The sequence below is a fragment of the Marinobacter maritimus genome (assembly GCF_007671675.1).
In the GTDB taxonomy this organism is placed as follows: Bacteria; Pseudomonadota; Gammaproteobacteria; order Pseudomonadales; family Oleiphilaceae; genus Marinobacter; species Marinobacter maritimus.
Genome location: NZ_VCGW01000005.1, coordinates 72118 through 95330, shown reverse-complemented (window position 1 = coordinate 95330; position 23213 = coordinate 72118). Strand labels below are relative to the sequence as shown.

Below are 23213 nucleotides of genomic sequence, written 5' to 3'. Positions count from 1 at the left end.
CGGTGCCTGGGCACCGGCCGCTTTACTTTCGGAGCTTCTGCTTATGTATCTTCAGGTTCTTGGTTCGGCGGCAGGTGGCGGTTTTCCTCAATGGAACTGCAATTGCGCCAATTGCGATGGCTTGCGAAAGGGCACTATTAACGCTCGTGCACGTACACAGTCGTCCATTGCCATCAGTGAAGACGGTGAGCGTTGGATTCTGTTCAACGCCTCCCCCGATATTCGTGCTCAGTTGGCATCGTTTCCAGCTATGCAGCCAGCGCGCGCCCTGCGTGATACCGGTATTGAGGCTGTGGTGCTGATGGACAGCCAAGTGGATCATACGACGGGCCTGTTAACGCTGCGAGAAGGGCTACCACTTGATCTATGGTGTACGGCGCAGGTACACGAAGACCTCAGTTCCGGCTTTCCGCTGTTCCCGATGCTGGCGCACTGGAACGGTGGGTTGCGCTGGCAAGAAATCCCGCTTGATGAGGGCGCGCCAGAAGCCTTTGTTGTTCCTTGCGCCCCGAATCTGAAACTGACGGCTATTCCCCTGTTGAGTAATGCGCCGCCGTATTCGCCGCGAAGGGATCAGCCGCACCCTGGCGATAATATTGGCATTTTTATCGAGGACACACGTACGGGTAACACTGTGCTATACGCTCCCGGGCTAGGTAAGCCCGATGCGAACATTCTGCAGTGGATGCGCAAAGCCGACGTTTTGATGGTGGATGGCACGGTGTGGCACGACGACGAAATGATCCGCCAGAAAGTAGGCACCAAAACCGGTCAGGCCATGGGCCATCTGGCCCAGAGTGGCCCGGGTGGGATGATTGAGGTACTGGATTCTGTGCCCGCCAAATATAAGATTCTGATCCACATCAACAACACGAATCCGATTCTGAATGAAGACTCTGATGAGCGAGCGCAATTGATTCAGCACGGCATCGATGTGGCTTGGGACGGAATGCATATTGATCTGTCGGAGAAGCTATGAGCGCCATCGTCAATACTGCCATGAACGCGACAGAGTTTGAGCGAGTGCTGCGCAGCAAGGGGCAGTATTACCATATTCACCACCCGTATCACCGGGCCATGTATGGCGGACAATGCAGCCCTGAACAAGTCCGGGGCTGGGTAGCCAACCGGTATTATTACCAGATCATGATTCCGCGTAAAGACGCCGCCATTATGGCTAATTGCCCTGATGCCGAGGTTCGCCAACAGTGGTTGCAACGCATTCTTGATCACGATGGTCACAACTCAGATGCAGGCGGCATCGAAGCCTGGTTGTGCTTGGCAGAGGCTGTAGGGCTTACCCGAAAAGAGGTGATTGACCAGCGTCATGTGCTGCCAGGTGTGCGTTTTGCGGTAGATGCCTACCTGAACTTTGCGCGCCGTGCCAGTTGGCAGGAGGCAGCGTGTTCGTCTCTAACGGAACTGTTTGCACCGGAAATTCACCAGTCCCGTCTGGACAGCTGGCCGCAGCATTATCCGTGGATAGACGATTCTGGTTACCACTATTTCCGCAAGCGCCTCTCGGAAGCCCGTCGCGATGTGGAGCACGGCCTGGCGATTACGCTTGAGCATTTCACCACCGCCCCCGAGCAGGCCAGAGCCCTGGATATCCTGCAGTTCAAGCTGGATATTTTGTGGAGCCTTCTGGACGCACTCACGATGGCTTACAGCCATAACACACCACCGTTTCACACGGTGACAGATCAGCAAATCTGGCACCGGGGGCTGTAATGGCAAATCTTGCAGAAAACGCGATCAAAACCACAGACATTCCTCGTTTTCGTCGTGGGTTCCGGTTCCAGTGGGAGCCCGCACAGAGCGGTCATGTGTTGCTGTACCCTGAGGGTATGGTGAAGCTTAACGAGAGCGCCGGTGCGATACTGGGTGAGATCGATGGCCAGCGTTGCGTGCAGGATATTGTGGCTGAGCTAGAGGCAGCGTTTCCTCAAACCGGTGCTCTGGAGGCCGACGTGATCGAATTTCTGGACCACGCCAGGCAGCAACACTGGATTGAACTCTCATGACTTCTCTGACCTCCAGTTTGACAGGACAGAAGCCAACCGGCATCGGCCCCCCGTTGTGGCTGCTCGCCGAGCTGACCTATCGTTGCCCTCTGCAATGTCCTTACTGCTCAAATCCCCTGGATTTTGCCCAGTCCGAGACTGAGCTCAGCACTGAGGAGTGGGTCAGGGTTCTGCGCCAAGGCCGTGAAATGGGCGCGGCACAACTGGGGTTTTCCGGGGGCGAGCCGCTGGTGCGCCAGGATCTGGGCGAGTTGATCGCCGAGGCACGTCATCTGGGATATTACAGCAACCTTATTACGTCTGGCTTAGGGCTGACCCAGGCCAAAGTCGAGTCATTTGCCGAGGCCGGGTTGGATCATATTCAGGTTAGCTTTCAGGCGTCCGATCCGGAATTGAATAACGCCGTTGCAGGCTCTCGCAAGGCATTTGAGCAAAAGCTGGCCATGGCCCGTGCGGTGAAAGAGGCAGGGTACCCCATGGTTCTCAACTTTGTGATTCACCGTCATAATATCCATCAGATGAATGACATAGTTGCGTTGTGTGATCGCCTGGGCGCAGATTACGTCGAGCTGGCCACGTGTCAGTACTACGGCTGGGCTTTCAAGAATCGTGAAGGGCTGATGCCGTCGCGGGCACAGCTGGAAAAAGCCGAGCATGAAGTGAATCAGAATCGAGCCCGCCTTTTGGATGAAGGCTCGGCCATGCAGCTGATTTTTGTTACTCCCGATTACTATGAAGAACGCCCAAAACCGTGCATGAATGGCTGGGGCAGTCTTTTTTTGACGGTGGCTCCAGACGGCACCGCCTTACCCTGCCACAGCGCTCGCCTGCTGCCGATCGACTTCCCCAATGTGCGCGATAAAGACTTGAAGCACATCTGGTACGAAAGCTCAGGTTTTAATCATTATCGTGGCGACAGCTGGATGCCAGAGCCGTGTCGGTCCTGTGATGAGAAGGAAAAGGATTTTGGTGGCTGTCGTTGCCAGGCATTTTTGCTTACCGGTAATGCCGATAACGCCGACCCGGTGTGCAGTAAATCGCCTCATCACGATCGCATTCTGGCCGCGCGCCAGGCCGCTGACCATGCTACCGCAGGTATAGAGGAGCTGACCTATCGCAACGCCGGCAACTCCCGTTTGTTCTTTCGCAGCTGAGTCGCCCGTCGGGTTATTGAGTGCGGCTGAGGCGTGCGCTGGTTATATCCAACGCAGTGGCTTGGTCGCTTCGCAAACCGGTGTATTCTGGCTGCAAAGTGACCCTGACACTGGCGCGAATCAGGTTTGGCGGATACGTGACTTGGCTTCGACCCCATTGGCCACGCCCTACCTGAACATTCGCAGCCGGGTGAATGGGTATGGTGGCGGTGCATTGGCGGCGGCTCCGGAGGGCGTGTACGTAGTCACTGACGATCAGCACATCTGCTTTATTACCAGCGAAGAAAGCAGCAGCCAGGTGCTGACCACCGATGCGGCGGCGTATGGCGGGCTGGTGTCAGACCCGTTGCGACAGCGTGTGCTGGCGGTGCGTGAAACGGGTGAGGGAGTTGCAGAGGGTCGACAGCAACTGGTGGCGCTGGTGCGCACGGGTGAGTTGACGGTGCTGCATGAAGGTGAAGACTTTTACGGTGCGCCGGCACTCACAGCTGATGGTAAAAAGATTGCCTGGGTGACCTGGCAATTGCCTGATATGCCTTGGTTACGTACTCGCCTGTGGACAGCAAGTGTTACTGAAAGCGGCACGTTAGAGCATGTTCAGAGTCATCCGTCGCCCAATGAAGGTTCTATTCAACAGCCAGTTTTTTCCGGTCAGGCATTGTGGGTTTTGTCTGACCATGAAGGTTGGTGGCAACCCTGGCAGGTGGATTATCAGAGCGCAGAAAGTGGTTGGTTAAAAGCTGCGGCTACGCCCGAACGAGATCATGCCAATGCGCCCTGGCATCTCGGTGAAAGTCACCACTGTCCATTACCTGGCGATTGTTGGGCCCGGATCCGTTATCACGACGGATACGGTGAGTTATGGCTCACTTGCCCAGGCTACCCAGAGCCGGTGCGCATTTCGTCTGAGTTTAGCGATTTTCGCAGCTTGTGCACTGTTAACGGCATGCTTTACGCGATTGCAAAGTCGCCACATCGCCTCGATGCGGTTCTTCGGATTGATCCACCCAGCGCCCAGGCCTGTGTTATTGCGGGTGGGGAGCCTGCACTGCCCGGGCACACTCTCGCGCGCCCCCTCGCATTTAGAGTGCCCGCTGCCAGTGCGGAGCTGGCGCCTCCCCAGGGTTTTCTATATGCGCCACTGACGGCGGGTAATCAACCGCCAAAATTGATTCTCATAGCCCATGGTGGGCCTACCTCTGCAGCCTACCCGGTGTTCAACCCTCAGATACAATTCTGGTGCCAGCGGGGCTTTGCCGTAGCCGAGGTGAACTACCGCGGCAGCAGTGGATTCGGCCGTGCCTTCCGCTTAGCCCTGGCAGACCGGTGGGGTGATTTGGATGTAGAGGACATGGCGCGCGCAGTGGATTGCCTGGTTGGCGCCGGTCGGGCAGACCCCGAGCGGGTATTTATCCAGGGTCGTAGTTCTGGTGGCTACACGGCTCTGATGGCATTGAGCACGGATCAGCGCTACAGCGCCGGTGCCAGCTTGTTTGGTGTCACTGATCCGGCCCGGTTGCGACGTATGACACACCGCTTTGAATCCGGCTACCTGGATTGGCTTTTAGGCGACCCCGAGGAACATCCACAACGCTGGCAAATGCGCACGCCCAGGCTGCGCGCGGCAAAAATGGTCGCGCCAGTGATCTTTTTTCAGGGAGGGCAGGACAAAGTGGTTGTGCCGGAGCAAACCCGCGCCATGGTGTCAGCAATGCACAAAGCCGGACAAGCCCCGGAGCTGCATTGGTTTCAGGACGAGGGCCATGGCTTTTTACAGCAGGCGAATCAGGCCGCCATGCTTGAGCGACTCTATCGCTTTTATCAAAGGCATAGCCGAAAGGCCAGTGAATGAACACAAAGCTTGAGTTAAACTCTCAACTATTACGATAAAAACAAATATAACGTTGAGTTCGTTTTCATGGGTCATGACATATCTGCATTAAGAAAATTTGTCTCGCCAGAGATCGTATTTGGAGCTGGGTCGCGCAAGTCAGTTGCCAACTTCGCCAGCAATTTCGGTGGGAAGCACGTGTTTTTGGTGTCAGACCCAGGTGTTTCGGCAGTTGGCTGGGTGGGCGAAATCGTTACCTTACTGGCCGATGTAGGCATACGCACTACCGTCTATACCGGGGTTTCTGCGAATCCCCGGGTTGATGAGGTCATGGCTGGCGCAGAGCTCTACAAATCCTCAGAGTGTGACGTGATTGTTGCCATAGGAGGCGGCAGCCCCATGGACTGCGCCAAAGGCATTGGCATTGTTGTCAGTGATGGTCGGCACATTCTGGATTTTGAGGGAGTGGATACCATCGACCACCCACCGCCACCGATGATCCTGATTCCAACAACCGCCGGTACCTCAGCCGACGTGTCACAGTTTGCGATCATTTCTGATCCCATACGTCGCTTCAAGTTTTCCATCATAAGTAAAGCGATTGTGCCGGACGTCTCGTTGATCGATCCGGAAGTGACCGAAACCATGAGTAGCTATCTGACCGCCTGCACCGGGGTAGACGCTCTGGTTCATGCCATTGAAGCCTACGTGTCTACCGGCAGTGGGCCACTGACAGACTCACATGCACTCGAAGCCATCCGTTTGATTAACCGTAATCTGGAGCCGTTGGTAGCGAATACTGCAGATCCGTATTTGCGCGAGCAAATCATGCTGGCTTCCATGCAGGCCGGCCTGGCATTCTCCAACGCAATCCTCGGGGCTGTGCATGCGATGTCACATAGCCTGGGAGGTTTTCTGGATTTGCCCCATGGTTTGTGCAACGCCATGTTGTTAGAGCACGTGGTGGCTTATAACTTCCGTTCTGCGGAGGAGCGTTTTCGCCGAGTTGCGGAGGCTATGGATATCGATACCCGCGGTATGGGCCGGCCGGAAATTCAGAAACGACTGATGAACCGTATCATCCTGCTCAAGCGCACCGTCGGCCTGGAAGCGAAGCTCTCTGAGTTGGGTGTCAGCGTGTCTGATATCCCGTCCCTTTCGGGATTTGCCTTACAGGATCCGTGTATTTTGACAAATCCCCGTAAGTCGTCACTCAGAGACGTTCAGGTTGTTTATGAAGAAGCCCTCTGAGCGAACGGGTGATTATGGCATTAGTGACCTGCTGGGGCTTGGCAGTCAGTCTGCCCGCAAGAACTACTATCCGGCACTGCAAAAGCAAATAGAGGAGTTGGAGCAGGAGCGAAACCGCTACAAGTGGCTTTTCGAAATGGCGCTACACGGCATTTTTCAGGGTGATCTACGGGGCGGTTTTTTAGCCTGCAACCCGGCCATGGCCAAGATTTGCGGTTACTCAAGTCCTCAGGATCTGCAAGCCCGTGTTATTCGTTTGCGTGAGCAGCTTTTTTGCAGTGCCAGTGAGTTCGATACGCTGCGTCAGGAATTACTTGATAGTGGCAGTATAAGTGCGCGCGAGATTCGCCTGTCTCGTGCCGACAATACAGCCGTTGACGTGGCGATCACCCTGTTAAGAAGGCCCGATTTAGGCCCGGAGGTGGTTGAGGCATTTGTGGCCGATATATCCGAGCGGGTTCAGGCGCGAAAAGAACTGGTGCAGATTAACGCCGATCTTGAATGCCGGGTAAAAGACCGCACCCAAGCGCTGCAGGATGCCAATGTAGGATTGCATTTCCAGATAGCCGAACGTGAAAAGGCTGAGCGTGAGTTGGTAATTGCTGCAGAGGCTGCGGCGGATGCGAATCGTAGCAAAGACAAATACCTGGCAGCGGCCAGCCATGACTTGCTGCAGCCTCTGAACGCGGCGCGTCTGACTATTTCGGCACTCCAGGATAGCGCCCTGCCGGCAGAAGAGGCGAGGATGGTACATCAGGTGCACCGCGCTCTGGAGGGGGCAGAGGATTTACTTGCAGATCTGTTGGATATATCAAAACTGGATCAGAAGGCAATGGTGCCGGACTTGGCCTTGACCGACATCGCTGCTTTGGCCAAGGGGCTGGGTCAGGAGTTCGAATCTGTAGCGGCGAATGCTGGCATCGGACTAAGAGTGCGCACAATTCCGGCGCTGGCGAAAACAGATCAGCGCATGCTCACGCGGATTCTACGCAATTTGCTGAGTAATGCCTTCCGCTATACTCGCAGTGGACGTGTACTGTTGGCTTTGCGGGCCCGCCACGATAGCCTGCGTATTGAAGTGTGGGATACCGGTGTAGGCATTGAAGAAAGCAAATTACAGGATATTTTCACGGAATTTCACCAGCTCTTGCCGCAGGGAACGGGAGGACGCCAAGGTGCCGGGCTTGGTTTGGCCATTGTTGACCGTATGGTGTCGGTGTTGGGCTACCAGATGGACGTTGTGTCACGGCCCGGGCGAGGCTCACGATTTTCGCTACAGCTACCGATTGAGAGGCACACGGTTGCCAGCAAAATCGAGCAGCCTTTAGCTGCGGCCCTGACTGGCTTTGCTGGCACGCGGGTATTGGTGATTGATAACGAGCCAGCCGTGCTTGAGAGTATGAAGCTATTGTTGGAGCGGTGGGGCTGTTTAGTGATTACCTGCCCTGACGAACACCAAGCTCTGGAGTACCTTCAGCAGGCAGAAGACCTGCCGGCTGCGATGCTGGCCGACTATCATCTTGATGATGAAAAAACAGGCTGGCAGGCGATTGAGGCTGTACGCACGTTATTGGGTAAGCGATTGCCTGCGGCGCTGGTTACAGCAGACTGCAGCTATGAACTGCGCAAGCAGATGCGAGTGCATCATTTGCCTATCTTGAACAAACCGGTAAAGCCCAATCGCCTGCGGGCATTGCTGACAAGTTTACTTTCCGAGAATTAGCACAATGCCCTTGCCAGTAGGAGTCGTACTGTAAGCGAGGAAGCGTGGATTACCGGCCGCAGAAATCGACCAACAAAAGAAGGCTGAACTCAATCCCAGTAGGGCGGATTGCCAAAGTAACCATCGATAAAATCAACGAAACTCCGGACCTTGCTCGCCAACAGCTGTCGGTGTGCATACACCGCGTAGAGCCCCATGGTTTCGGGTTCGTACTCCTGCAGAATAACCTGCAGCTTTCCTTCCTTGATTGCCGGGCCTGAGATAAACGTAGGCTGCAAGGCGATCCCTGCTCCGGCAATAGCGGCTTCGACCAGCACATCCCCGTTGTTGCTGGTCATACCGTTACTGTCGTTCTGGCCGTTGTTTTGCAGCCACCGATGTAGGGGTTGACTGGCGTCCAGCTCGATGTAGCTGTAACGCAGGTAACGGTGGCCCTGAAGATCTTCGAGGTGTTGCGGAGTGCCGTTTTGTTTGAGGTATGCAGGTGAGGCGCACACCACTATCCGAATCGGTGCAATCCGTTTGGCGATCAGTGAAGAGCTTTTCAAGTGGCCGATCCGCAGGACGACGTCGAACCCCTCCTCAACCACGTCTACCTTCCGATCGTTCAGCTGCAAATCGATGCCTACGCCCGGGTGAGCCTTCTGAAACTCGCTCAGCAATGGCGCCATATGGCGGATAGCGAAGGATACAGGCGCACTGATTCGTAGCACGCCCCTGGCTTCGGTTTGCAGGTCTCCAATCTGGCTCTCCATGTCATCAATGTCGTGCAGCACCTGTTGCGCTCGCTGATGATAGCTGGTGCCCGCCTCAGTCAGGTGAATCTGCCGGGTAGTGCGATTGAGCAGGCGTACACCCAAGTGTTGCTCAAGCTGGGAAACGTACTTGCTGACCAGCTGTGGGGACATGTCGAGCTTGTCGGCAGCGCGGGTGAAGGCGCCTTCATTCACCACTGTAACGAAGGCGCGCATGGCCTCGATACGATCCATAGGTTCATCCTGGCTTTGTAAACTTTTCAATTATCAACAAATTGTTGATAGTGAACCAATGGTTGCCATCTTATTCTTCTGGATAGGCGATAGTAAAGTAGGTTCATCATCTGGAGCACAGCTTCAGGAGGAAACCAACAGGTCACTATTCGAGGAATTATTATGAACTCCAAACTTGCACAAGCACTGTTCAATTCCAACGGCGGTTACGCGTCGCTGATTCTTCGGGTACCGGTTGGTCTGATTTTGGCGGCACATGGCGCGCAGAAACTCTTCGGCTGGTTCGGTGGCTATGGTCTGGAAGGAACCGGGCAGTGGATGGCCAGCCTTGGCCTGGAGCCGGGCTATCTGATGGCTTTGATGGCGGGCGTTGCGGAGTTCTTCGGTGGACTGGCATTGGTGCTGGGTCTGTTGACGCGTCCGGCTGCACTGGTTACGGCATTTGCCATGCTGGTTGCAATTTTCGCTGTGCACATTGGTAACGGACTCTTCATGGCTAACAATGGCTACGAGTTTGCCTTGACCCTGTTCGTGGTGACCTTGGCTCTCGCCATTCAGGGCGCTGGACGGTTTTCACTGGACAGGGTGTTGCTGAAGCGCCTGCCACTCTCAAAAATCTAACCCATTATCAATGCCCGCATGGCAATCTGCCAGCGTCTTCACACACAGTAGTCAGCATGAGGCCTTTCACCAGAAATTGTTTACCATGATTGAGTGGTGCAAAAAGTACCAAACAACACATTTAAAGGATCAGATTGATCCAAAGGAGAAAGAGCAATGAAGATATTGGCCATTAGCGGCAGTTTGCGTAAAGGTTCCTTCAATACCCAGCTACTGAAAACGGTTGCAGAGTTTGTCGATCAAGACACATCAATCGAAGTGTTCGATCTTGCTGATGTGCCACTCTACAACGGCGATCTGGATGGTGACACCAAGCCAGCACCGGTGCAGGCTTTGCTGGAAGCTATCGCCAGTGCCGATGGTCTGTTGATCGCTACCCCGGAATACAATTACAGCGTCCCCGGTGTACTGAAAAATGCCATTGACTGGGCCTCGCGACCGGCATTTAAGTCGGTTATATGCGGCAAGCCTACCGGCGTGATGAGTAGCTCGATGAGTACTATCGGTGGCGCCCGCGCTCAGGTTCATCTGCGTGACGTTCTGCTGGCAACCCTGACGCCGGTGTACCTGGCGCCGGATTTTGCCTTGGCCTCTGCGCATACCGCTTTTGATGAGAATGGTCGTTTGGTTGATGAAGGCACCCGCAACTTTCTACAGAAGTACATGACAGGCTATACCCAATGGGTGGCTAATCAGAAGGGCTGAAAGTTACGTGGTAGATGGAGGATTCAGTTGATGACGCGCTCCACCGGAACGCTCAGTGAGCACACCGCTCAGCCGGTATTATTTATTCCCCACGGCGCCGGCCCCTGTTTTTTTATGGACTGGAATCCGCCCGATGCCTGGGGCGGCATGGCCGCCTTCCTGAAGGGGATAGTAGCGACTTTGCCGTCCCGTCCGCGTGCCATCCTGCTGATCTCTGCGCACTGGTTGGCACCGGAATTCAGTGTAACGGTGGGCGCAAAACCCGAGCTGATTTATGATTACTACGGGTTTCCCGGGCATACCTATGAACTTACATATCCGGCCCCCGGAGCACCGGAACTGGCTGAGCGTGTATCGGGTCTGTTGACGGCTGCAGGGCTGACCAGTTGTCAGGATAGCCAGCGCGGTTTCGATCACGGCATGTTTATACCGCTGAAGCTGATGTTCCCCGATGCCGATATTCCCGTGGTGCAACTGGCTCTGCGAAACAGCCTCGATCCAGCGACGCATCTGGCCGCCGGAGAGGCTTTGCAGGCACTGCGTAACGAGGGTGTACTGATCATTGGCAGTGGCATGAGCTTCCACAATATGCATGGCTATGGTGATGCAAGCTTCACACCACTCTCGGAGGCTTTCGATGACTGGCTCACTCAGGCCGTTGAGGCCGATCCCAGCCAACGCCAGGCAGCATTGCTAGACTGGGCTAACGCACCCTGTGCCCGTCAATGCCATCCGCCGGGCGGTGAGGAACACCTGATGCCGCTTATGGTGGTAGCCGGCGCTGCCGGCCAGGACGTTGGCCAGAAGGTCTATTCGGAACAGGTGTTAAAAACACAGCTTTCAGCCCACCGTTTTGGCTGAACAGGTGGAGCGCAAAGTAAATGAGGGTCGTTCTGAAAAGATCGTCCTGATACGGCAAAAACAGAATGTTCTTACAGCCACGAGCCACATTAAACGGGAGATCCTGCAATGATTGAACTTCGCCCCCACAGTCAACTCGGCGGCGCTCACCATGGCTGGCTGGATACCCGCCACCATTTTTCGTTTGCTGAATATTACGACCCTAATCGCATGCACTGGGGAAATCTCAGAGTCTGGAATGACGATACCATTGCCCCGCGTTCGGGTTTTCCACGCCATCCGCATCGCGACATGGAAATTATCACCTATGTTCGCAAAGGTGCCATTACGCACCAGGACAGTCTTGGCAACAAGGGCCGCACTGAGGCCGGCGATGTTCAGGTGATGAGTGCCGGAACAGGCATTGCGCACAGCGAGATGAACGAAGAAGACGAAGCTACTCAGATCTTCCAGATCTGGATTATGCCCAATGAAGCCGGTCTGCCACCGACCTGGGGCACCAAGCCGTTTCCAAAGACTGAGGGCGGTGGATCTTTCGTTACCCTCGCCAGTGGTATTCCCGGCGATGGTGAGGCTTTGCCGATCCGAACAGATGCTCGCATGGTAGCAGCAACCCTGACGGCAGGTCAGAGTGCCGAGTACCACATCGCTGCAGGGCGCAAGGTCTATCTGGTGCCAGCAACCGGCAAGATCGAAATAAACGGAGTGACAGCTTCAGCCGGTGACGGCGTTGCGATCAGCGACGAACGACTGCTGAAGGTCAGTGCCCAGGAAGACAGCGAAATTGTGCTGATGGACGTGGCATAAGCAAACAGTTCTCTGCTCAGGCTAACCACCCCAGGATCTGGTCATGCACAACTTTATTGTCGAGCAGGTCCAGATGGTTCAGCTTTTCGAACACGCGGCAGTCTTCCGGGCGGATCGACAGTTTTTTCAAATCATCAGAATGCTGCCCCTTGGCACTGTCGAGCCGAACCAGGAGATCCCCCAGCATCGTGCTTGGGAAATCAGACATATGTTTGCCGATCGTCGCGGCTATGAAATAGTGTCGAGTTCCTTCGCGCAGTGGTATCGGTTTGCGATAGTCCGGGTGAAAGTCATCCTGATCGATGCCCTCCCAGTCCTCGTCGAGCAAATTGCCATGCCGCAGATCCTTGATGCCCGCGCTGGTGTGCCTGCCGAGCGCGAACGGGCTGGCGTAGCGGAACTGGTTCATAACGAAGGTCAGCAAATGTCCGGCCTTGGCCAGTGCTGCGCCGTGATGGGGTGAGCCGAGGTAAAGTGCATTTTTCAACCGTCTGGTCCAGAGCAGATCAAGTTCATTGCCGTACCAGCAGGCGCTGCGGATAACGAGCCCACCCATGCTGTGGCCAATCAGGGTCAGCTCCTCAACTTCAACCGGCCAGGTTTCAATCAGCCGCTGCAATTGCTCGCTCAGTTTCTTGCCATTGCTGGAGATATGCCTGCCTGTGTTGTAATTGAGATACAGCGGAGTGAAACCATGGACCCGCTGTAGTTCTGTACCCAGATTCCCTTCATTGTGTCCTTTCCAGTATTCATGAGAGAGACATAGGCCGTGAACCAAAACCACGATCCGAGAGCTGGCGTCTGGAATCCTGTCGCTGACACTTGCTGAGCCAGGGAGCACTTTCTCGCCACAACTGTTTCTGAAATGCATGCTGATCGCCAGAGGATTGTTGCTGGCTTCCAGATGGTCTCCGCACATTCCGTTCAGTGCAGCAGCGACTTTCACGCTTTGCGGCGAAAGTGATGGCTCTTCTTGCGCTGATAGCCCATCAAGTGACCGATGCAGCCCCTGTTGCAGCATGGAGGTGGTGGACTGAATGATCTGGTAGGTCTGGCCCCGCTTCACCTCGGGCGGCTCTCCCGTGAGATCCCGTAGCCGGTTCAGTGGATTTACCTCTCTCGCAATCGTGCGATGCATTTTTTCGACGATGTCAGTAACGCCACCCGTAACATCCAGAAGCAGTTGAGCCGAACCCTGTAACGACTTGATTGATACCATTGTGCATTCCTCAGCGTGCTCAGACAGTTCTGACTTATGGATACGGGGTATGCGTTGCAACCTACTACAAGGTCGCATTTCTAAGGTTCAAGCGCATGCACAATCGGTGTAAATATTATGGCGAGTCCCGTGGCTTTGTCCGTGAGCTATTCGCTGTATACTGCGTGCATCAAGAACGACCTGCCGTTAGGGGAAATCAGTTTGTCTGGCGAGACTGTAAGCTACGGATTGGAAAGCATCGTCCTGCACCATTCCTTCAAGCAAGTGAAGGGACGAACCATCAAAATCGACTGCCGTGAACGAACGCATCTGGGTGGTGTGAACGGCGCCGGTAAAACCTCTGTGCTGGCGCTTGTTCCGGCTTTTTTTGGCGAAGAGCCAGAGCGCATAGTAACCAAAGCGTCGGGCAAGCTGTCCTTTCTGGACTATTACCTGCCCACCTTCCAAAGCCTTATTATCTTTGAGTACCGGCGCCATACGGGGCTCTATTGTTCTGTGATGTATCGTCACTCTCAGGGAAAGCCCTGTTACCGGTTTGTGGCCGGGTCAGCCGAGGAAACCTTCTTCTCGTCAGAAGTGAAGGAGCTTCTTCAAACCGGCGCCAGCGCAGATGACGTGTTCGCAGCCCTTCGGAGGCGCGGCACAACTGTCTCCAAAAATATCGATACGATTACCAACTACCGGGCAATTATCCAGCGCAATCAGAAGTTGCTGAAGCGGCTTCCTGCGGATGCCCGATCACTGCGTGCGCTGGCTGCTGAATTCGGTTTGGGTGACAGCGACACCCAGATGACCAACATTGAGCGGCTTACGCACGTGGTGTTGAACAAGCACCGGCTCCTGAGCAGTTTCAAGGCGATGATCTGCGAAACGCAGTTTGAAAACATCCATCAGCACGCCAAGCCCCGGGCCATTGATCGCAAAGATCTGATTGCCGACATACAGAGCCTTTCTGCCTTTGCGAGTGAGGAAGAGAAAATCCGTGAATGTCTCAGAAAAGATGCGGAACGCCGTGCGATACTTGAGCAAGCGGACAAAACCGTCGCCAATTTGTTTGTTACCGTGGAGGAAGCCCGGGAGAAAGCGAGTGAGCTGGGCCTGCAGAAGGAGCGGCTTGAGGCACAGCGAACAGACCGGCGGGCGGAGTTTGAGGATACAGATCGCCAGCTTGCTCGCCAGGTTACTGATCACAACGCCGATTTCGAAACTCTTGATGCACAAGTTGCGGCTCTGCACCAACAGAACGACAAATACGAGGCTGATGGCCTGTCTGATTTGGCCCAGAGCTTTGACAACCTGGCCGATTATCGCCAGCGCCTGGCGACCGTACAGGCTGATTACGACAGTCTGACAGGCAAGGCGTCTGCCATTGAGAGCGAGTACGAGCTTGAGAAGCAGAATATCCAGCGCGAGCATGAAAAGCATCAGGCCCAGCGGCAGCAGCGCTTGCGGGAGGCTGGTGACGCGCTTACCTCTGCGAAGCACGCATACGATCTGAAACTGAATTCCATCAAAACGAACCAGGTTACTGCGCTTTCTGAATACAAAGATGCCCGGTCGGTAGAGCGGTCGGAGCTGACGAACGAACAAGCGCGCTTGTCGGCGCTCAAGGAAAGTCCGGGTCAGACGGACGCGGAGCAGCAGGAAATTGCCGTTGCGGAGCAAGCTTCCGAGGAAGCGTCCGAGCAGGTCGCGCAGGCGCACGAAAATCGTCTGGAAGCCGGCCGCAAACGAGATCAGGCTGATCGCGACTGGAAAGCGGCTCAGGATCAGGTTCAGCACATGGACGTAAAAGTTCAGGAGCTGGAAGACCGGTTTAACGAGTTGCAAAGGCAGATCACTCCGGAAGATGGTACCTGGCTCTCTCAGCTACGTGCTCAGGACCCGGAGTGGGGCAGTCGCCTGGCGAAGGTTGTTAATCCACAGCTGCTGCACAGAAAAGACCTGACGCCTACCCATGATCCTGATGCCAGTGGCAACGCTGTTATGGGCTGGCGGCTTGCCCTGGATGCGTTGTCAATTCCAGATTTTGCCGCCTCAGAAGATGCGTTGCAGGAGCGCAGCCGAAGCATAGACGCAGATCGCCAGGTGGCCATCAAACAGCGGGCGGAAACCGAGCGTGAAACCCAGCGCCGGCATGAAACCTACAAGGAACGCGCTGCAGCCGCCGATCGGCTGGAAACAGAGTTCTCGCTGGTTGAGCGCACTCGCAGCAACGCCCAGAACAAGCTGGCCAATGCGCGCCAGCGTGTTAAAGAGGCGCAGGTAGCCCGGATTGCAAAGATCACAAACGATCTGGAAGCGGTTCAAAGCAGGCTTAAGGCCTTCGACGAACAGACGGGTGAGGGTATTCGGGATGTTGAATCCGGCTTTCAGCAGCAGATACTGGATATACGGGGCCATTGGGCTGAACAGGAATCCGAGCTTCAAACCAGTATCGAGCAACAGAACGAGCTGATTGCGTCGGCAGAGACCGACTACAAAATACGCCTCAGGAAAAAGCGCCAGATATACGACCAGCGCCTGTCTGAGGAGGGCATTGACCCCAAGGTGGTTCAGGAGGCGAGAGACGCGCTTGCAAAACTCACCGAAACAGTCGAAAAAATTGTTGCGTCGGAAGATCTCGTGCGCGGATATCGGAAATGGCGCGAACAGGAATGGCGCAAGGTTGAAGCGCTTACCGAGCAAGCCAATCAGGCCCGGATGCAGCGCGAGACTGCGGCTCGAAAGCGCGAGGAAACAGAGCGTTCGTGGAAGGAGCAAGACAGCAGGCTGAAAGTCTCGATTGGTGAGCACCAGAGCGCCATCAAAGCGCTGCGGGATCAAACGGAAGCTGCAGAGGGCGTTCTCAAACACTTCCAGGGAAATACACTCGCTGAAGGCTTCCCGGGTAATATCGCCGATCTCACCCAGGAGCTTCAGGGTGCCTACCAGAAGCTGGAGCAGTTGCGTAAAGAAGTAGTGGGTACGTTTGATCAGGCTACCGCCATTCTGAACCGGTATGACAACACCCAGATTCAGCAGGCCTGGCAGAAGCTATCGGCCCATCGGCGCGGCCAGATGACCGGCGACGTGCTGGACCATGAAGAAAGCTTCAAGTTGGCGCGGGTTCCGGATTTGCGGGAGTTGCTGGATACCGACATACCCCAGTTGCGTGATGCGCTGATTGACCAGTTTGTGTCGGAAGCTGGCAGTCTGGTGAAGTATTTCGACAGCCTGGAAGTGATGGCCCGTGAAGTGAAGGCCGTTTCCAGCCTGCTGAAACGAAAGATCAACACAGACCAACAGATTGAAAGCCTTAGCGATATTCAGGTTGTGCTCGAACCCAGAATCTATGAGGACGAAACCTGGCAGCCCCTGAAGGAATTCGTGGCGCAGTGGCAAACCTGGATTCACATGAACCGCCGCTCACTGCCAAGCGATGCAGTTTTGAGGCGTTTCAAGCTGGTAACGGACACCCTGAGTGACGCTAAAGTGAAGGACAGTGTCGAATCGATGATCGACATGCGTCTGGAGATGAAAGAAAACGACCGGCAGGTGGTGATTCGCACCGATGCGGATTTCCTGTCAGCCAGTTCGACCGGCTTGACTTATCTGGCAATCATGACCGTGTTCATGGGTCTTACTCGCTACCTGTGTCCGGATCTCAATACCCGCATTACCTGGCCGATTGATGAGCTGGCCACGCTCAGCCCCAATAACATTTCCCATCTGGCCGATATGCTGGAAGCCAACAATCTGACCATGATCTCGGCCTGCCCGAAACTGGACAGAAGCCTGCGCAAGTTCTTTGAGAACAAGATCTCGCTCAAACAGGGCCGGATTCATACTTACGAATCTTCCGAGGGCGACGGAAAGCATGCGGAGATGTTCGCCAGCGTTAGCCAAGGTGGGCAGGCAGCAGAAGAGGTGACAAGCCATGAGTAGTCCGTTATTCGAGCGAACCGTCACGGCCCTGCTGCAGGAGCGGGTTATCTGTGAAGTCAGTGATGACGAGCTATACAACTACCTGCTGTTGCCGGCCAATCAGGATTCCGTGAATCGCTTCCTGGGTCAGATCAACCGAACGCTTCGCCAGACCAGCGCTCATGACGCTTTTGTTTGTGCCTACCTGGATACCTCGGATGCGGACACCAAAGATGCGATTCGCCATCAGTTCCGGGACGTTGCCAACAACCTTGAAGCGTTTGTGCAGTTTCTTCGGCTTGTAATGATGCTGGAAGCGAACGATCGCCCGGTTTTACCCGGCGATAAGCTCTCTGAAGGCGCCATACTGGACCGCATCGCGGCGGCACCGGCGCTGGAATCAAAACTCAGGTCGCTAGCGGAAAAAAAGGTATTTCACACCAAGCGTTCGGATTCCGCAGGACAGATTCGCGCGGTGCTCTCCAGTCTCGAGAAAATGGGGTACCTGAAACCCATTGGCACCAGTGGAAGCCTTTATCGGGCTACCGGCCGTTGGAGCTGGTTGTACGACGCCATGACGTTCATCCAGACCCACGAAGGTATCCAGGGATCTGACGAAACAGATTCCGAGCAGATGAGGCTGCACTGATGGCTCGCGCTCAAGACGCTCACGGCACGCTCCGGGCTCTGGCCAAATACGGCGAGGCGATTCTGGAGGCGCACCTTAAAAATGGCAACCGTATTCCGGATTCGGATGACAACCTCGGCTTGATTGAAACCCTTGAGCACCACCGCTTGGTGTGGCGCATTGGCGAATCAGAAGATCTGCAACTGAAAAAGGTGCTGGTTCAGTTTCTCGATCACATCACCGAGTCGGAGAGGCGGCGCTACGCGAGTGCCCAGGTACACATTCTCTGGCAGCAACTCAGTGAGCTGTTCCAGGAATACAAAGAGGCCAAGAAGCGGTCTGCTCTGAGCGACATCGATCGGCTGGAAGGTGAAATCAAGGAATGCCTGGCAGATGTGATTGAAGACATCCGGAATGCTACGGAAGCCTTCGCGACCTATATCAATACCGGCTTTGCCTACATCACAGACCTGAATCTGCGCATTCGTGAAAACGAGCGGGTTATTGAGCGAGCAGGTCGGCTGATCACCTTGTTCGAGAGCTTTCGTATCCCGGAACTGGCGGAGCAAGCAGGTTCCGACGCCTTTCTTAAGCGCCTGTTGCTGAGGCATTTGCCAGCTACCCTGGAATCCTCGCAGAAGAACCTTTCCTATGCCCTGAACCAGCTACGCAAGATGCTGGTGCGCATGCGCGAAGACCAACGACTGAGCCGGATGGTGGGTGCCTTTGAGGCGCATTTTATTAATCACCGGGGATTCGAGCCTTCCATCGATCATCTGGATTTAAGGCATGTTCCGGACTTCCTCAATACGGTAGCTCCTTTCCGGATACGCGGCTTTGGGGATATCTACGATTCTTCTGACGACCTTGAGCTGATCGAGCTTGCTGCAAAGGCCCGAACCGTTCCCGTTGAGACTGAAGGCAAGCCAGTTCCGGATGATGTGGATACCGTCAGCTTTGACGTGGCGGGTGAAACTGAAACCGAGGAAGACGATCCGGTAGAAGAAGCCATCGAAGAGCTGATTCAGCTGGTCGTAGACGGCGCTCTGGGCGAAGGAACCATCCTTGCCTCCGAAGCACTTGCCAGTACAGGCCTGGGGATCGATAAAGCCGACTGGCTACAGGCCATCGTCTCAGAGGTTGAATCTTTGCCGGACGGAGACCAGAGATGCATTGAGGTGATCTACCATCAGATGGCGCATCGGACGTACCCGGACAACCTGATGGTTTCTGACCTGACTCTGAGGCATAACAATGCCGGCTGAGATTTCTGCTATTGAACATCTGCTAAAAACGGCCAGGTTAAAGGTTAAGCGCAGTCAGGTGTGGGAACGGATTTGCGCAGAGAATGGAGTAGGGCAGATTATCGGCAGAGAGATTCACTTTACTGCCGCTGAGAAGCAGCGTCTCAGAGAGTATGTTCAGGCCGAGCATGGGATAGACCCGCAATTCGATTCCCGCGCCGGTGGCCGGATGGCTATGGCCCGTCAGAACGCCAGTGAAAAGCTCAGCAGTGATTCGGTTTTTGGTCACCTGATTGTACTGGCGACAGCCGGTAGTGCGAAAGTGAGGGTCAACGGCGAAAACGTCCAGACGCCCCGAGGCAGCGTGTCCAGTGTGCTACCGGACTGTCTGGATACCGATTATCTTCAGTCCCAGAAGCTGGTGATCGTTGAAAACGGAGGTGTTATGCCCTTTTGGGGGGACCTTCAACTGCCGGACTGCTGGAAGGACTCGGTGATTCTCTACCGTGGCCATCGAGAGAATGTTCGCTCCGTAGCAACAATTGCCAGTAAGCAGCCAGCAGACAAGCTGGCCTGGTTTTTTGATTTCGATCCGGCTGGGCTGGCACTCGCACTTGATCAAGGCAGGGGAAGCGCCTTGGTGCCCGTTAAATGGCGCGAGCTTGGCAGGCATACACCGTTTAATCAACCGAAGACCCATCGCAAACAGTCCGTTGCTCTTAAAAGGTTGAAAGACCGAGCCGCTGGTGAGCTTCTGGCCATCGCTGAACATATGGCGAATGAGGAGTTGGCGTTGATGCAAGAGCATCTGGCACAGCGACAAATGGCTTTAACAGCTTTGCCTTTAGGGTGTTTGCCGGTATCACCAGACAGCTTCATTAGTTGAACGTGAGTGCTATGGATCCCAAATCCGTTTGCTATCGCTTTTGCCTCGAAATACAACCCCGATAAATCATCTATTACTTTTTTTCCCTCCTGCAAGAGCCGCTTTACGACTTTTTTTAAAAAAAAGTGCCGGATAATCAATGACCCGCATGATCGGGTCACTTTGTTACCGCTTTCTGACGAAATATTGACGATTTATTAACTTTATTGATGACGGACTTCACATCGACAATCGTCCGCGTTTTGTAGAATTTAACAAATTCGACGATATATTGGTGTGAAAATTATATGAAACGCGTCATTAAAATGTCAAAGGCATGGATCGCCGCGTTTGCTTTGGGGGCCTTGCTTACAGGATGCGGCGGTGGCTCTGATTCTGCCAGTACAAGCTCGGCCTCTGGTGGGAGTGGCTCAGATGCAATGAGCTCCCAGCCCACATTTCCCGATAGTTCCGGTAGAGAGAAATCTGCGGTCCTTAGCTGGAACGCCCCCGACAGCCGTGTCAACGGTGATGGCATCAAAATGGCTGAGCTGGACAAGTACATTATCCGCTATGGTCAGGACGTCGATAACCTGGATCGCGAGGTGGTTATTTCCGATGCGCAGGTCGATGCCCATATGACCCATAAAGTGACCGGCCTGGACGTTGGAAACTGGTACTTCACAATTCAGGTGCAGGATAACAACGGTTTGTTGAGCGCTCCGTCCGCGGTCGTTGACAAGGAAATTAAATCCTGACGAATGCTCTTCCAGAGCCGTCGATGAGCCCCGCTTGCAAGGGGCTTTAAGGCATCGGATCTGCAATCGGAAGTTTAAGTGTAAAAGATGAGCCTTCCCCTGGGCTGGAGACCACGTAAATTTCACCCCGATGTTTTTCTATTACCGTTTTCACAAACGACAGTCCAAGCCCTGTGCCGTGAATGCCTGCCAGCTCACTGCTTTTCTGACGGCGGTAACGGTCAAACAGGTGCGGCAGTTCGTCCGGGTCGATACCTGAACCCTCGTCTGCGATCGTCAGGCAGGCCTGATGCCCCGCACGGAAAACCTGCAGGCTCACGGCTGAGCCTGCAGGGCTGTATTGCACAGCATTGGTCAGTAAGTTGATAACCGCCCGCTCAAGTAGTTCTGCATTACCTCTTAACCACAGATCTTCCGTACCTTGAAGCTGTAATGAAATGTGCTTTTCGACAGCTTGCTCGCTTACGCTGTCACGGGCATTTTCAACAATGGCGAGAAATTCGCACTCATAAAAGCGGGTCTCCGTCAGTTGCTCGGCGCGCGCGAGTTGAACAAACTCCTCGGCCAGATGGTAGCTTCGTCTTGCCAGTCGCCCCAGCTGTTCCAGTTGGTTTTGGTCAATATTTGTGGGGTCACGCTTCAGCTGTTCGATGAGAGCGAGTTGTGACACCAATGGCGAACGAACATCGTGGGAAATAAAGTCAATGGCCTCTCGGTGCTGGCGCTGTTGCTCACGAAGTTCGGAGATGTCGGAGATGTTGGCAATAATGCCGTATTGATTGCTGTCGGGAAGAGCGAAAGGCGCAAAATGAATAAGGAAGTCCTTATCCCGGATATTGAGATCCACCGTCCGGCTTTGCAGCAGCGTGAGGGTTTCAGAAACCGTTTCATGCCAAGGCGGGGTTTCGCGGGGGTCGTGACCTTCAAGAAGTCGTGTCAGAGGAAGTCCGCCCAGGCTCGGCATGGGCTCTCCGAACCATTCTTCAATATGGCCGTTGGCAAAACGGATAATGCCCAGTTCATCCGTCACAATAATGCCATCCGGCATGCGCTCAAAACTGCGGCGGATAAACTCCTGCATATGATTCAGGCGTTCGGTGGCCAGTTTGACGCGCTCGATACGAGCTGAAATATTTTCGCTTGGCCTGAGTTTTTTTGTTGCAGGGCCGGAGGTGGAAAGTTTCAGACGGCGCAGGTAACGCTGTATGGCGTCCCTGCTCAGATCGTTGGGCAGAGTCAGGCCGAGCGTATAGCAGCTGTTGCCGCGGTTCAGCTGGATCCAGCTCCGGTTTCCGTCGTTTCTCCAGAGCCCGGGTTCCAGGTTCACCGGAACATCGGCCAACTTCAGGTTGCGAATGGAGAGAATGTCGCTGCCTTCCAGCAGTATCCAGCCTTGCGGCTGAAACAGTGCCTGAAAATGCTCGAGAAGTTGTGTTGGCGGGCGCTTTGACGGGTCAGGCAGTGCCACTCTGGGGCTGCGAACCAGCGCATCCAGCTGTCGGTTGAGGAACTGATTGGTCATGGCCAGGCGCAGGCCGCTGGCGATGGGGAACGCAAACAGGGGGATGATCAGCGCACGTGCGACGGGAAGCCACACCTGAAACGCTGCCAGTATCACTATAGACAGACCAAGGAGAGCGGCCCCGGCCAAGGCGCACGCAATCAGTGTGCGGGCAGGGCGCATGCGTGGCAAAAGAACCGCCAGTGCCACGAGTGTGATAAGAGCCAAAACTATGCCGGCCCATTCAGGGGCCGGTTTGACAAGAAGCCCTTGCTGATTCGCGGAAAATGCATTGGCGTGAAATTCCACCCCGGACATCGGCCGGCTGAGGCCAGAGAAAGCCGTTGGCAGAATGTCTCCCATACCGGCCGCCGTGGCGCCAACAAAAACAGTTTTTCCGCCAAACACATGTGGTGCCGGGGGGGTGTTCAGTACATCGCTGTAGGAGTGGGTGGGCAGTGTTCCGGCACCACCTGCGAGGGGAACAATCCGATACTCATCTCGCACATTGATAAATGAAGGCAGGCCATTCAGTTCGCGTTGTCTGGAGCTTACACCGGAGGCTGCGAGCGAAAGCGCAGGCCACAGATGGCGCGTCATGCCGTTCAATAGATACAGCCCCCTGGCAATACCATCGCGATCCAGTTCAACGTGCACGTGACCGAGGCCTGCAGCAGCCGAGATCAGGCCACCTGCAGGAAACTGTTCACTCAACATAAAACGTGAGCTTGGTGGCGAGAGGTACACTGGCAGAACAACCTTGCCATGGGCTCGCATGGCGCGCTCAAGCACAGCATCATCCGGAGAGGGCTCGGTAAACAGAACGTCGAATACGATAGTTTCGGCACCGGCCTGGCGCAGTTTATGGATAAGGGCGGCGTGGGTTCGTCGTGGCCAGGGCCAGTGGCCTTGCTGCGCCAGACTAATATCATCAATAGCAACGATCGCTACATCGCGGGATGCGACGGTTGGGCTGGCGAGCATGACGGAATCGAGAAGCCAATAATCAATCCGTTGTGGTAGTGCTGTTGTCTCTACCAGCACGAACATCAACAGGAGTGTAAGGCCGAGCGTCCCCGGAGTCGTTTTAATTGGCAGCCAATCCCGGGTCATGAGTCCTGCTGTA

General features: G+C 54.9%; 19 protein-coding genes. 16 read left to right on the top strand and 3 right to left on the bottom strand.

Annotation, left to right across the window (positions count from 1 at the left end):
* Positions 1 to 43: 43 nt before the first annotated feature.
* From pqqB to FFI90_RS16945, 7 genes are all read left to right on the top strand, one after another.
* On the top strand, positions 44 to 979 hold the full coding sequence (gene pqqB, locus FFI90_RS16975; protein ID WP_144779716.1) for a pyrroloquinoline quinone biosynthesis protein PqqB: 936 nt from the start codon (positions 44 to 46) through the stop codon (positions 977 to 979).
* Positions 976 to 1731, top strand: a complete 756-nt coding sequence (gene pqqC, locus FFI90_RS16970; RefSeq protein WP_144779714.1) for a pyrroloquinoline-quinone synthase PqqC — start codon at positions 976 to 978, stop codon at positions 1729 to 1731. Before pqqB ends, pqqC begins: the two co-directional genes overlap by 4 nt.
* Entirely contained in the window at positions 1731 to 2024 is a 294-nt protein-coding gene (gene pqqD, locus FFI90_RS16965; RefSeq protein WP_144779712.1) for a pyrroloquinoline quinone biosynthesis peptide chaperone PqqD, read from the top strand. Before pqqC ends, pqqD begins: the two co-directional genes overlap by 1 nt.
* Positions 2021 to 3178 carry a pyrroloquinoline quinone biosynthesis protein PqqE gene (gene pqqE / locus FFI90_RS16960; protein WP_144779710.1) on the top strand — a complete coding sequence of 386 codons (1158 nt, stop codon included), beginning with the start codon at positions 2021 to 2023 and terminating at the stop codon, positions 3176 to 3178. Before pqqD ends, pqqE begins: the two co-directional genes overlap by 4 nt.
* A 142-nt stretch (positions 3179 to 3320) precedes the next feature.
* On the top strand, positions 3321 to 5030 hold the full coding sequence (locus FFI90_RS16955; RefSeq protein WP_246123648.1) for a S9 family peptidase: 1710 nt from the start codon (positions 3321 to 3323) through the stop codon (positions 5028 to 5030).
* 66 nt (positions 5031 to 5096) lie between these two features.
* The gene (ercA, locus tag FFI90_RS16950) at positions 5097 to 6260 is read left to right on the top strand and encodes an alcohol dehydrogenase-like regulatory protein ErcA (protein WP_144779706.1); all 1164 of its coding nucleotides are present in this window, start codon (positions 5097 to 5099) and stop codon (positions 6258 to 6260) included.
* Positions 6244 to 7983 carry a PAS domain-containing hybrid sensor histidine kinase/response regulator gene (locus FFI90_RS16945; protein ID WP_144779704.1) on the top strand — a complete coding sequence of 580 codons (1740 nt, stop codon included), beginning with the start codon at positions 6244 to 6246 and terminating at the stop codon, positions 7981 to 7983. The genes ercA and FFI90_RS16945 overlap by 17 nt, the downstream gene beginning before the upstream one ends.
* Positions 7984 to 8072: 89 nt before the next feature.
* On the opposite strand, the gene FFI90_RS16940 is transcribed toward FFI90_RS16945, so the two are convergent.
* The gene (locus FFI90_RS16940) at positions 8073 to 8972 is read right to left on the bottom strand and encodes a LysR family transcriptional regulator (RefSeq protein WP_144779703.1); all 900 of its coding nucleotides are present in this window, start codon (positions 8970 to 8972) and stop codon (positions 8073 to 8075) included.
* A gap of 162 nt (positions 8973 to 9134) precedes the next feature.
* Between FFI90_RS16940 and FFI90_RS16935 the strand changes: the two genes are divergently transcribed.
* The 4 genes from FFI90_RS16935 to FFI90_RS16920 all read left to right on the top strand — a co-directional run bounded on the left by FFI90_RS16935 (position 9135) and on the right by FFI90_RS16920 (position 11966).
* Entirely contained in the window at positions 9135 to 9593 is a 459-nt protein-coding gene (locus FFI90_RS16935; RefSeq protein WP_144779701.1) for a DoxX family protein, read from the top strand.
* A 156-nt stretch (positions 9594 to 9749) separates the two neighbouring features.
* Positions 9750 to 10298, top strand: coding sequence for an NADPH-dependent FMN reductase (locus tag FFI90_RS16930; RefSeq protein WP_144779699.1), 549 nt, complete (start codon positions 9750 to 9752; stop codon positions 10296 to 10298).
* Positions 10299 to 10328: 30 nt separating this feature from the next.
* Positions 10329 to 11159 carry a DODA-type extradiol aromatic ring-opening family dioxygenase gene (locus FFI90_RS16925; protein ID WP_144779697.1) on the top strand — a complete coding sequence of 277 codons (831 nt, stop codon included), beginning with the start codon at positions 10329 to 10331 and terminating at the stop codon, positions 11157 to 11159.
* Positions 11160 to 11267: 108 nt separating this feature from the next.
* Positions 11268 to 11966, top strand: a complete 699-nt coding sequence (locus FFI90_RS16920) for a pirin family protein (protein ID WP_144779695.1) — start codon at positions 11268 to 11270, stop codon at positions 11964 to 11966.
* A gap of 16 nt (positions 11967 to 11982) precedes the next feature.
* On the opposite strand, the gene FFI90_RS16915 is transcribed toward FFI90_RS16920, so the two are convergent.
* Complete coding sequence (locus FFI90_RS16915; RefSeq protein ID WP_144779693.1) at positions 11983 to 13185, bottom strand: esterase/lipase family protein; 1203 nt, start codon at positions 13183 to 13185, stop codon at positions 11983 to 11985.
* 117 nt (positions 13186 to 13302) lie between these two features.
* On the opposite strand from FFI90_RS16915, the gene FFI90_RS16910 reads away from it, so the two are divergent.
* The 5 genes from FFI90_RS16910 to FFI90_RS20360 all read left to right on the top strand — a co-directional run bounded on the left by FFI90_RS16910 (position 13303) and on the right by FFI90_RS20360 (position 20586).
* A complete protein-coding gene (locus FFI90_RS16910; protein ID WP_144779691.1) occupies positions 13303 to 17112 on the top strand; it encodes an ATP-binding protein in 3810 nt (1269 codons plus the stop codon).
* Positions 17105 to 17740 carry a condensin complex protein MksE gene (locus FFI90_RS16905; RefSeq protein ID WP_144779689.1) on the top strand — a complete coding sequence of 212 codons (636 nt, stop codon included), beginning with the start codon at positions 17105 to 17107 and terminating at the stop codon, positions 17738 to 17740. The genes FFI90_RS16910 and FFI90_RS16905 overlap by 8 nt, the downstream gene beginning before the upstream one ends.
* Positions 17740 to 18984: a hypothetical protein gene (locus FFI90_RS16900; RefSeq protein WP_144779687.1), complete on the top strand. Its 1245-nt coding sequence runs from the start codon at positions 17740 to 17742 to the stop codon at positions 18982 to 18984. Before FFI90_RS16905 ends, FFI90_RS16900 begins: the two co-directional genes overlap by 1 nt.
* Positions 18974 to 19849, top strand: a complete 876-nt coding sequence (locus FFI90_RS16895) for a DUF7281 domain-containing protein (protein WP_144779686.1) — start codon at positions 18974 to 18976, stop codon at positions 19847 to 19849. The genes FFI90_RS16900 and FFI90_RS16895 overlap by 11 nt, the downstream gene beginning before the upstream one ends.
* A gap of 305 nt (positions 19850 to 20154) precedes the next feature.
* Positions 20155 to 20586 carry a fibronectin type III domain-containing protein gene (locus tag FFI90_RS20360; protein ID WP_246123646.1) on the top strand — a complete coding sequence of 144 codons (432 nt, stop codon included), beginning with the start codon at positions 20155 to 20157 and terminating at the stop codon, positions 20584 to 20586.
* Between the two features lie 46 nt (positions 20587 to 20632).
* On the opposite strand, the gene FFI90_RS16885 is transcribed toward FFI90_RS20360, so the two are convergent.
* Positions 20633 to 23200: a CHASE2 domain-containing protein gene (locus tag FFI90_RS16885; protein ID WP_144779683.1), complete on the bottom strand. Its 2568-nt coding sequence runs from the start codon at positions 23198 to 23200 to the stop codon at positions 20633 to 20635.
* Positions 23201 to 23213 lie beyond the last annotated feature (13 nt).

Excerpts from the sequence above, each read along its gene's own strand:
- pqqB (WP_144779716.1), top strand. The coding sequence starts at position 44 with ATGTATCTTCAGGTTCTTGGTTCGGCGGCAGGTGGCGGTTTTCCTCAA.
- pqqC (WP_144779714.1), top strand. The coding sequence starts at position 976 with ATGAGCGCCATCGTCAATACTGCCATGAACGCGACAGAGTTTGAGCGA.
- pqqD (WP_144779712.1), top strand. The coding sequence starts at position 1,731 with ATGGCAAATCTTGCAGAAAACGCGATCAAAACCACAGACATTCCTCGT.
- pqqE (WP_144779710.1), top strand. The coding sequence starts at position 2,021 with ATGACTTCTCTGACCTCCAGTTTGACAGGACAGAAGCCAACCGGCATC.
- ercA (WP_144779706.1), top strand. The coding sequence starts at position 5,097 with ATGGGTCATGACATATCTGCATTAAGAAAATTTGTCTCGCCAGAGATC.
- FFI90_RS16945 (WP_144779704.1), top strand. The coding sequence starts at position 6,244 with ATGAAGAAGCCCTCTGAGCGAACGGGTGATTATGGCATTAGTGACCTG.
- FFI90_RS16940 (WP_144779703.1), bottom strand. The coding sequence starts at position 8,972 with ATGGATCGTATCGAGGCCATGCGCGCCTTCGTTACAGTGGTGAATGAA.
- FFI90_RS16935 (WP_144779701.1), top strand. The coding sequence starts at position 9,135 with ATGAACTCCAAACTTGCACAAGCACTGTTCAATTCCAACGGCGGTTAC.
- FFI90_RS16930 (WP_144779699.1), top strand. The coding sequence starts at position 9,750 with ATGAAGATATTGGCCATTAGCGGCAGTTTGCGTAAAGGTTCCTTCAAT.
- FFI90_RS16925 (WP_144779697.1), top strand. The coding sequence starts at position 10,329 with ATGACGCGCTCCACCGGAACGCTCAGTGAGCACACCGCTCAGCCGGTA.
- FFI90_RS16920 (WP_144779695.1), top strand. The coding sequence starts at position 11,268 with ATGATTGAACTTCGCCCCCACAGTCAACTCGGCGGCGCTCACCATGGC.
- FFI90_RS16915 (WP_144779693.1), bottom strand. The coding sequence starts at position 13,185 with ATGGTATCAATCAAGTCGTTACAGGGTTCGGCTCAACTGCTTCTGGAT.
- FFI90_RS16910 (WP_144779691.1), top strand. The coding sequence starts at position 13,303 with ATGGCGAGTCCCGTGGCTTTGTCCGTGAGCTATTCGCTGTATACTGCG.
- FFI90_RS16905 (WP_144779689.1), top strand. The coding sequence starts at position 17,105 with ATGAGTAGTCCGTTATTCGAGCGAACCGTCACGGCCCTGCTGCAGGAG.
- FFI90_RS16900 (WP_144779687.1), top strand. The coding sequence starts at position 17,740 with ATGGCTCGCGCTCAAGACGCTCACGGCACGCTCCGGGCTCTGGCCAAA.
- FFI90_RS16895 (WP_144779686.1), top strand. The coding sequence starts at position 18,974 with ATGCCGGCTGAGATTTCTGCTATTGAACATCTGCTAAAAACGGCCAGG.
- FFI90_RS20360 (WP_246123646.1), top strand. The coding sequence starts at position 20,155 with ATGTCAAAGGCATGGATCGCCGCGTTTGCTTTGGGGGCCTTGCTTACA.
- FFI90_RS16885 (WP_144779683.1), bottom strand. The coding sequence starts at position 23,200 with ATGACCCGGGATTGGCTGCCAATTAAAACGACTCCGGGGACGCTCGGC.